6 protein-coding genes are annotated in these 8,576 nt (G+C 60.9%); all 6 read left to right on the top strand.

Translation table 11 applies throughout. The annotated features are described in order from the left end of the window. Positions 1 to 694 (top strand): substrate-binding domain-containing protein (locus tag ACTHNE_RS05740; protein ID WP_440268742.1); only part of this gene is annotated, 694 nt, incomplete at its 5' end. Between the two features lie 33 nt (positions 695 to 727). Next, positions 728 to 3,724: a TonB-dependent receptor gene (locus ACTHNE_RS05735; protein WP_324939594.1), complete on the top strand. Its 2,997-nt coding sequence runs from the start codon at positions 728 to 730 to the stop codon at positions 3,722 to 3,724. Positions 3,725 to 3,827: 103 nt separating this feature from the next. Further along, positions 3,828 to 5,291, top strand: coding sequence for a glucoamylase family protein (locus ACTHNE_RS05730; protein WP_440268741.1), 1,464 nt, complete (start codon positions 3,828 to 3,830; stop codon positions 5,289 to 5,291). 188 nt (positions 5,292 to 5,479) lie between these two features. After that, positions 5,480 to 6,781, top strand: coding sequence for a sugar ABC transporter substrate-binding protein (locus tag ACTHNE_RS05725; RefSeq protein WP_324939603.1), 1,302 nt, complete (start codon positions 5,480 to 5,482; stop codon positions 6,779 to 6,781). After that, positions 6,778 to 7,656, top strand: a complete 879-nt coding sequence (locus ACTHNE_RS05720; protein ID WP_324939606.1) for a carbohydrate ABC transporter permease — start codon at positions 6,778 to 6,780, stop codon at positions 7,654 to 7,656. The genes ACTHNE_RS05725 and ACTHNE_RS05720 overlap by 4 nt, the downstream gene beginning before the upstream one ends. Further along, positions 7,653 to 8,474 carry a carbohydrate ABC transporter permease gene (locus ACTHNE_RS05715; protein WP_324939609.1) on the top strand — a complete coding sequence of 274 codons (822 nt, stop codon included), beginning with the start codon at positions 7,653 to 7,655 and terminating at the stop codon, positions 8,472 to 8,474. Before ACTHNE_RS05720 ends, ACTHNE_RS05715 begins: the two co-directional genes overlap by 4 nt. Positions 8,475 to 8,576 lie beyond the last annotated feature (102 nt).

The raw sequence follows: 8,576 nt of genomic DNA, 5'->3' as shown, positions 1-8,576 counted from the left end.
GATCATGTCGCCGCACGTGGATGGCGCCTTCCTGCGCAAGCACCTTGCCGATGCGGTACCCGCGGTGCTGCTCGACAGCGCCCCGCGCGAACATCGCCGTCCGCACGTGAACATCGACAACTTCGGCGGCGCCTGCGCCATGACGCGGCATTTGCTGGCGCTGGGCCATCGCCATCTCGCCTTCATCGAAGGTCCCGAAGGCAACCGTGACGCGCGCGAACGCCGCCGCGGTTTCGAGCAGGCCATCGCCGGACAGCGAGGCGCGACGGCGCGCTACCTCGAAGGCGACTACAGCGAAGAATCCGGCCATCGCGCCGGGCGCGCGCTGCTGTCGGGGCGCAAGCGTCCCGATGCGGTGTTCGCCGCCAACGACATGATGGCGATCGGCTGCCTGTTCGCCTTCAAGGAAGCCGGCATCGATGTGCCCGGCGACATCGCGCTGGCCGGCTTCGACGACATTTTGATCGCGCGCTACGTCACGCCGCCGCTCAGCACAGTGCAAGTGCGTATCGCCGACCTGGGCCGCTCTGCGCTGGAACGCCTCGCGGCCATGCTCAACCCGGCCGAAAGCACGCAGGCATCGGTCGAAACGCTGGGATGCGACATCGTCATCCGCGAATCCTGCGGCGGCAAGCGCGGCGTGACCGTCGCGCCGACCAAGCCGCGCAGGTCACCGCGACCATTACGCACATAACGACACCCGCGACATGCCGGGAGGGGAGAAGCAATGAAAGCCGTATCGAATGTTCGCAAGCTCATGTTGGCGCGATGGATTGCCGCATCGATCACCGCCACGGCCGCCTTGCCGATAGTCTCCTTCGCGCAGAGCTCCGATGCGAACGTACGTGGTACGGCAGCCCCCAATGTCACGGTGACCGCGCGCAACGTAAACACCGGCTACACGCGCACCACCACGTCCGGCAAGGACGGCAGCTACGCATTGGTGAGCCTGCCGCCCGGCACCTATCAAATCGACGCCGGCCCCGGCACCCAGCACACGGTGACGCTGACGGTCGCCTCCACCTCCACGCTCAACCTCGCCGCGGCAGCGGCAACGCCCGCCGTCAATGCACAAAATCTCGGCTCCGTCACGGTCAACGCCACCACTTTGCCGGAGATGACCACATCCGAGGTCGGCACCACCGTATCGCAGCGCGACATCGCGACGGTGCCGCAGATTACGCGCAACTTTCTGGAATTTGCCGATACCGTGCCTGGCATGGTGTTCACGGTGCAGCAGAACGGCAACACCAGCCTGCAATCGGGTGGTCAGGCGCCCGATGCGATCAATGTGTACATCGATGGCGTTGGCCAGAAAAACTATGTGGAAAATGGCGGCATCACCGGGCAGAACAATACGCAGGGGAATCCATTCCCGCAGTTGGCGATCGGCGAGTACAAGGTCGTCACCTCCAACTACAAGGCCGAATACGATCAGATTTCCAGCGCCGCGGTGATCGCCGAAACCAAGTCCGGCACCAATCAATTCCACGGTGAAGTATTCGGCAACTGGACCGACACGCGCATGCGCGCGATGACGCCTTCGGAAATCGCCGCCGGCAAGAAGCAACCCTCGCACGACAAGGAATACGGCTTCTCGTTCGGCGGCCCGATTATCCAGGACAAAGCGCACTTCTTCGTTGCCTACGAAGGCAAGGAGTACGACACGCCAATTGCGGTGGCGCCAGGCGCGGCCTCGCAGCAGCTGATTTCGCAACTGCCAGCGAGTGCATTGGCCCAGCTTGGACCCTCCAGCCTGCCGTTCAAGGAAAACCTGTATTTCCTCAAGTTCGATTACGAGCCGACCAATCGCGATCGCATCGAAGTGAGCGGCAAATACCGCCATGAAACGGCGATCGTTGGCACCGGTACCGGTGTGGCGGCGTCTTCCGCGCTCAATCAGATCAACTACGACCGTCGCTTCGACATCCGCTGGGATCACAGCGCAGACGCCTGGTTCAACCGCCTGCAATTCACGTATGAGAACGCCTTCTTCAAGCCAAGCGCGATCAACATCGGCAACGGTTCCACCTACACGGCCTACGACGATCAGAATCTGGCGATCCTGACGACTGGTGCAGCCGATCCGCGTGGCACGCAGAACAAAGGCCAGAAAGGCCCGGCGATTCAGGATGATCTGACGTTCAACGATCTGAGTTGGCACGGCGACCATGTCATCAAGATGGGCGCCAAGTACAAGCTGATTCAACTTACCTCGCAGGATGCGGGCGAATTCAATCCGCAGTTCTCCTACGACGTGACGCCAACGGGAACGCTTTCGACGCCGTATCAAGTGCTGTTCCCGATCACGCTGCCCGGTACCAGCCCGGTAGTGAAAACCAATGACAAGCAGTTCGGCGCGTACATCCAGGACGATTGGACGGTTGACCAGCATCTCACCTTGAATCTGGGTATCCGCTGGGATTACGAAGAAACGCCTTCCTACCTCAATTTTGTGACGCCGCAATCGGTGGTGAGCGCGCTCAATGCGCAGAACCCGAATGCGGCGCCAGGCGTGACGTATGCGCAATCGCTGGCACTGGGCGGGGTCAACGTCAACGACTACATCAGCAACGGCCACAACCGCCACGCGCAGAAAAACGAGTTCCAGCCGCGCTTCGGTTTCTCCTATGACATCAACGGTGATCAGCAGCACGTGATCCATGGCGGCGTCGGGCGTTCCTATGACCGAACCATTTACGAGATTTTGCAGCTGGAGCAAACCAAGCTGGCGCTGTCCGAAGCGACCATCACGTTTCCGAACCAGTATCACAAGTGCTCGCCGAGCCCCAATTGCATCGCGTGGAATCCGGCGTACCTGAGCGGCATTGGCGTCCTGCAAGGCTTGCTGACCGGTACCACCGCCGGGCGCGAAGTGGACTTGATGAACAACCGACTGAAAACACCGTATTCCGACCAGATCAGTATCGGCATGCGCAATCAGGTAGGCGAGTGGATCACCGACGTCACCTGGGCGCAGATCAATCGCTTCGAAGGCGTGGTGTTCACGCTGGGAAATCGTTATCCAGACGGTTCGTTCTGGCAGAACGGAGGTCAGCCGTGGGGACAAAGTATTCCCGGTTTCGGCAATCTGATCATCGCCAACAACGGCCTTACGCAGAAAACCCAACAAGTGCTGATCTCAGCACAAAAACCCTACACGGCGGAATCGCATTGGGGCATCAATATCGCATACACCTACAGCAAGGCTAGGCAAAACAACGACAACCAGGAAGTCACCGACCAATACGCGTTCGACGCCGAAACCATCCAGGATTATCCGTATCTCGCTTCGGCGGTGGCCAAGCATCGCCTGGTGGTATCCGGTTCGAATGATCTGCCGTGGGGTTTGTTGTTTGGTTACAAGCTGACCCTGGCCACACCCATTCCTTCTCTGGGCTTGGCCTGCATCAGCGCCAATACGCCTAGCGGTTGCGTGCCGGTTTCGTTCACACCGCCGGGTTCGCGGTTCCTCAGCGGTCCGATCTTCGGCTACCGCTCGATCGACTTCCAGATCACCAAGAATTTCAATATTTATCAGAACCTGAGCGGCTACGTGCGCTTCGACCTGCTCAATGCGTTCAACTGGAACAACTACAGCGACTACAACACCAACTACGGTGCCAACGGTGTGTTCAACAGCAGGCCGGTCGTCTACAACCCCACTGGCAACATCCTGGGCACGCCGCGTGAAGTGAAGCTGACGCTGGGCGTGAAGTTCTAAACCTTGCTCCCCCAGGGAAGGGGAGTGCTGGCGTATTCCGGTACGCTCACCCCTCGACGTGCCGGGATTCGCCAGCTTTTTATTCCTTGTAAAGTCCGCACTCATGACCTCACGATTCGCCCGCATTGCTGCGTTGAAAGCGCTGTTTGCCGTTCTTGTAGCCAGTATCGGCACGGTCCAGCTTGCCGATGCGCGCGAGGCCGTGCGCCACTTCGAAAGCTTCTCCAGGCCGCAACAGGCGATGGTGGAGGATCTGGAGCGCCGCACGTTCCAGTGGTTCTGGGATGGTGCCAATCCGGCCAATGGCTTGATCCCCGATCACTACCCGGGACCTTCTTTCGCCAGCATCGCGTCGGTGGGGTTTGGCCTCACCGCTTACGGCATCGGTGTGGAACGCGGCTATATCACGCGCGAGCAGGCGGTGGATCGCACGCTGGCGACGCTGCGTTTCTTCGCCGATGCGCCACAGAACGACAGCGAAGACGATGCCTCCGGCTATCACGGTTTTTTTTATCACTTCCTCGATATGAAGACCGGCAAGCGCTTTGCGCGCTGGACGGAACTGTCGAGCGTCGACACTACGTGGCTGCTCAGCGGTGTATTGTTTGCGCAGAGTTATTACGACCGCGATACACCAAAGGAAAAGCAGATCCGCACGCTGGCAGATGAGATATATAAGCGCGTCGACTGGACCTGGATGCAGCCGCGCGCGCCTTTGGTCAGCATGGGCTGGACACCGGGCGGCAAGTTTATCGATGCGGATTGGAAAGGCTACGACGAGGGCATGCTGGTCTATATCCTCGCCCTGGGTTCGCCCGCGCATCCGGTGTCCGAAAAGGCATGGCCAGCATGGACAAGTACCTATCCCGCGCAGTGGGGAAATTTCCAAGGACAGACGTTTCTCAACTTCGCGCCGCTGTTCGGCCATCAATACAGCGAAGCCTGGGTGGATTTCCGCGGCATTCGCGATGCATGGAGCCGCGAACATGGCTTGGACTACGTCGAGAACGGCCGTCGCGCCGCGTATGCGCAACGCGCGTACGCGATCGCCAATCCCGGCCATTGGAAAGGCTACGAGGCGAACGTGTGGGGACTTACCGCATGCAACGGCCCCGGTGACGTCACGTTGAAATTGCCGGATGGCACGCAGCACACGTTCGATGGCTACACCGCCCGCGGCGCCGGCCTGGACTATGTTTCCGACGACGGCACCATTGCGCCCACGGCGGCAGGTGGTTCCATCGCTTTCGCGCCGGAGATCGTGGTGCCGGCGCTGCAGGCCATGAAGGAGCGCTACGGCGATGCGCTTTATGGCCAGTACGGTTTCGTCGACGCCTTCAATCCCAGCTTCGACACGGACATGTCGCCCAAAGAGGGGCGGGTAGTGCGCGGCAAGGGCTGGTTCGATACCTTGCAGATCGGCATCGACCAGGGGCCGATCGTGCTGATGATCGAGAACTGGCGCAGCGATTTCGTGTGGAAGGTGATGCGGCGCAACCCGTATATCCGCAAGGGGCTGCAGCGGGCGGGTTTCACGGGAGGTTGGCTGGACCAGGCGGTTAAATAGGGGTGCACGCGATTTTCTCCTTCTCCCCCATCTTTGATCGGTAACGGGGGAGAGGGCAGGGGTGAGCGGACAGCCTTGCGGGAAATTCTGTCTTTCAGCGAGTACCGAATCGGCACACCACATCCGTTATGAAGCCTACGGCAAGCCCGACCCCTCACCCCGACCCTCTCCCTCGTTATCGATCAAAGATGGGGGAGAGGGGGCTGTGGTCGGCGATCTGGCGCATCGTGGCAATCATGGTGATCAGTGGATGGCTTCTCGGTTGCACCTCCCATTCCGATCCCCACACGCTCACCTTCTGGACCATCGGCCGCGAAGGCGAAGCCATTACCCAGTTGTTGCCGGAATTCGAACGCGAAAATCCGAACATCCACGTCGTGCTGCAACAACTACCGCTGAGCGCCGCCCACCAGAAGCTGCTTACCGCTTTCGCCGGTGATTCCACCCCTGACATGACCCAGCTAGGCAATACCTGGCTGCCGGAATTTGTCGCACTCGGCGCGCTGGAGCCATTGCAAACGCGCGTCGCCAACGACAAGCTCATCCAGTCGAAGGACTACTTCCCCAGCGTTTGGGCCACCAATGTGTATGATGGCGCGCTCTATGGCGTGCCGTGGTACATCGACACGCGGCTGCTGTTCTATCGCAGCGATCTGCTGAGGGCGGCCGGATTCGATACGCCGCCGCGTGATTGGAACGAGTGGCGGCACATGCTCGCTGCGTTGAGCCATCCCGCCCACGGGCAATACGGCATCCTGCTGCCTACCAATGAATACGATCAACTCACCTCGCTGGCCTTGCAGCAGCCCGATCCGCTGCTGCGCGACGGTGGACGCTACGGAAACTTCGAAAGTGCGGGCTTCAAGCGTGCGTTGCGCTTCTACGTCGAGACGTTTCGCCTGCATCAGGCGCCACCGATCACGAATGTCGAAGCGGGTAATCCGTGGGTGGAATTTGGCCGCGGCGTCTATGCGTTCTATTTCTCCGGCCCATGGAACATCAGCGAATTTCGCAAGCGCCTGCCGGCATCGGCGGAGGGCACCTGGGCTACCGCGCCGTTGCCGGGGCCGGATGGCGAAGGCGCTGCGCTCGCCGGCGGTTCCAGCCTGGTGATCTTCCGCAAATCGGCGCATAAGGATGCGGCCTGGACGTTGATCCAATTCCTGTCGCGACCCGATGTGCAGGGCCGTTTCTACGAGTTGCTGGGCGATATGCCGCCGCGACGCAGTTCATGGAATCAAGGGAGCCTGCTCAACGATCCCAAGGCGCATGCGTTTCGCCAACAACTGGAGCGAGTGAAGCCCACGCCGCCGGTGCCGGAGTGGGAACAGATCGTCAATGAGATGCAGCTCGTCGCCGCACAGGCGGTCGCGGGCAATATCACCGTCGACCAGGCCGCAGCGGAAATCGATCGGCGCGCCGATCGCATCCTGGAAAAGCGACGCTGGATGCTTGACCACACGCACACCACAACGAGCGCGCCGCCATGAATACACAGCGCGCCGCATGGCTGTTCCTGGCGCCGGCCGCCATCGTGCTGGGCGTATTCTTTTTGTTGCCGGTGATCGGCGCGCTGGTATTGAGCCTGACCGATTACGACCTGTACGCGCTGGCCAATATCCACAATCTGCGTTTCGTCGCGCTCGCCAACTATTGGGCGCTGCTGCATCGGCCGCTGTTCTGGACGGCGCTCGGGCATACCGTGTACTTCGTCGCCGTTGGCGTGCCGCTGTCGATGCTGATATCGCTTTGCGCGGCCTTGTTGCTGCATTCGCCGCTGGCGCGCTGCAAGGCATTTTTCCGCACAGCGCTGTTCGCGCCGGTGGTCACCACGGTGGTGGCAGTGGCGGTGGTGTGGCGTTATCTGTTCAGCACCAAGTACGGGTTGGTGAACGTTGCGTTGGGCTGGATTGGCATTCATCCGATCGACTGGCTCGGCGACCCGCATTGGGCGATGCCCGCGATCATCCTGTTCGCCGCATGGAAGAACTTCGGCTACAACATGATCATCCTGCTGGCGGGCCTGCAGGCCATTCCGGTGGAGCTTTACGAAGCGGCGCGTATCGATGGCGCCTCGGCGTGGCGGCAGTTTCGCCACATCACCCTGCCGATGCTGGCGCCGACGCTATTGATGGTGGGCATTCTCACCGTTTCGGGCTATTTCCAATTGTTCGCCGAACCCTACGTGATCACCGAAGGCGGCCCGCTGCAAAGCACGGTCAGCGTGCTGTACCTGATGTACAACGACGGCTTCCAGTGGTGGAATCTCGGCTCCGCTTCGGCGATCGCGTTCCTGTTGTTCCTGATCATGTTCGTCGTCACCGCAGGCATGCTGCGCGTAGAGTATCGCGAGGCGAAGGCATGACCCCGCGTGTCGCCAAGGCATTGATCAACGGCATGCTGATCGGCGGCACACTGGTGGCGTTGTTCCCCTTGCTGTGGATGCTGTCCGCATCCTTGATGCAGCCGGGTGAGGTCGGCGCACTGCCGCCGCCGCTGTTGCCTGCGCATGCGACGCTGCACAACTATCGGGAATTGTTCCTGCGCGCGGGCATGGGTCGATATCTGTTGAACAGCTTGCTGGTGTCCACCGTCATCACGACGCTGTCGCTCGCGCTGAACCTGATGGCTGGCTATGCCTTTGCCAAGCTGCGCTTTGCCGGGCGCGATGCCTTGTTCAAAGCCGTGGTCGGCATGCTGGCCATTCCCGCGCAGGTGGCGATGTTGCCGTTGTTCCTGATGCTCAAGCCGGTTGGTCTGGTGAACAACTACGGCGGCGTGATCGTGCCGGCGATGGCCAGCGCGTTCGGTATTTTTTTGGTGCGCCAATACGCGCGCGGCATTCCCGACGAGTTGCTGGAAGCGGCGCGGATCGATGGCGCCGGCGAGCTGCGCATTTTCGTGCGCATCGTGTTGCCGCTGCTCAAGCCGATCATGGTGACGCTGGCGATCTATACGTTTCTTACCGCGTGGAACGATTTCATGTGGCCGTTGATCGTGCTGACCGGCCAGGAGCATTACACCTTGCCGCTGGGCCTGGCGTCCCTGGCGCGCGAGCACGCGACGGATACCGAGCTGATGATGGCCGGTTCGGTGATCACGGTGCTGCCGGTATTGGCGTTGTTCCTGGCGCTGCAGCGGTATTACCTGGAGGGGCTGCTGATGGGCAGCGTGAAAGGGTGATATGCACGAAAACGCCAAGTCCCGTAGGGTGGGGGGGAAACCACCACCGCGTATAACGGCCCCGGGGACCGTTGGGGTTTGGCCCCCACCAAAACCAAGCAC

The organism is Dyella sp. (assembly GCF_051954575.1).
GTDB lineage: Bacteria > Pseudomonadota > Gammaproteobacteria > Xanthomonadales > Rhodanobacteraceae > Dyella_B.
This window is presented reverse-complemented; position numbering and strand designations above follow the sequence as displayed.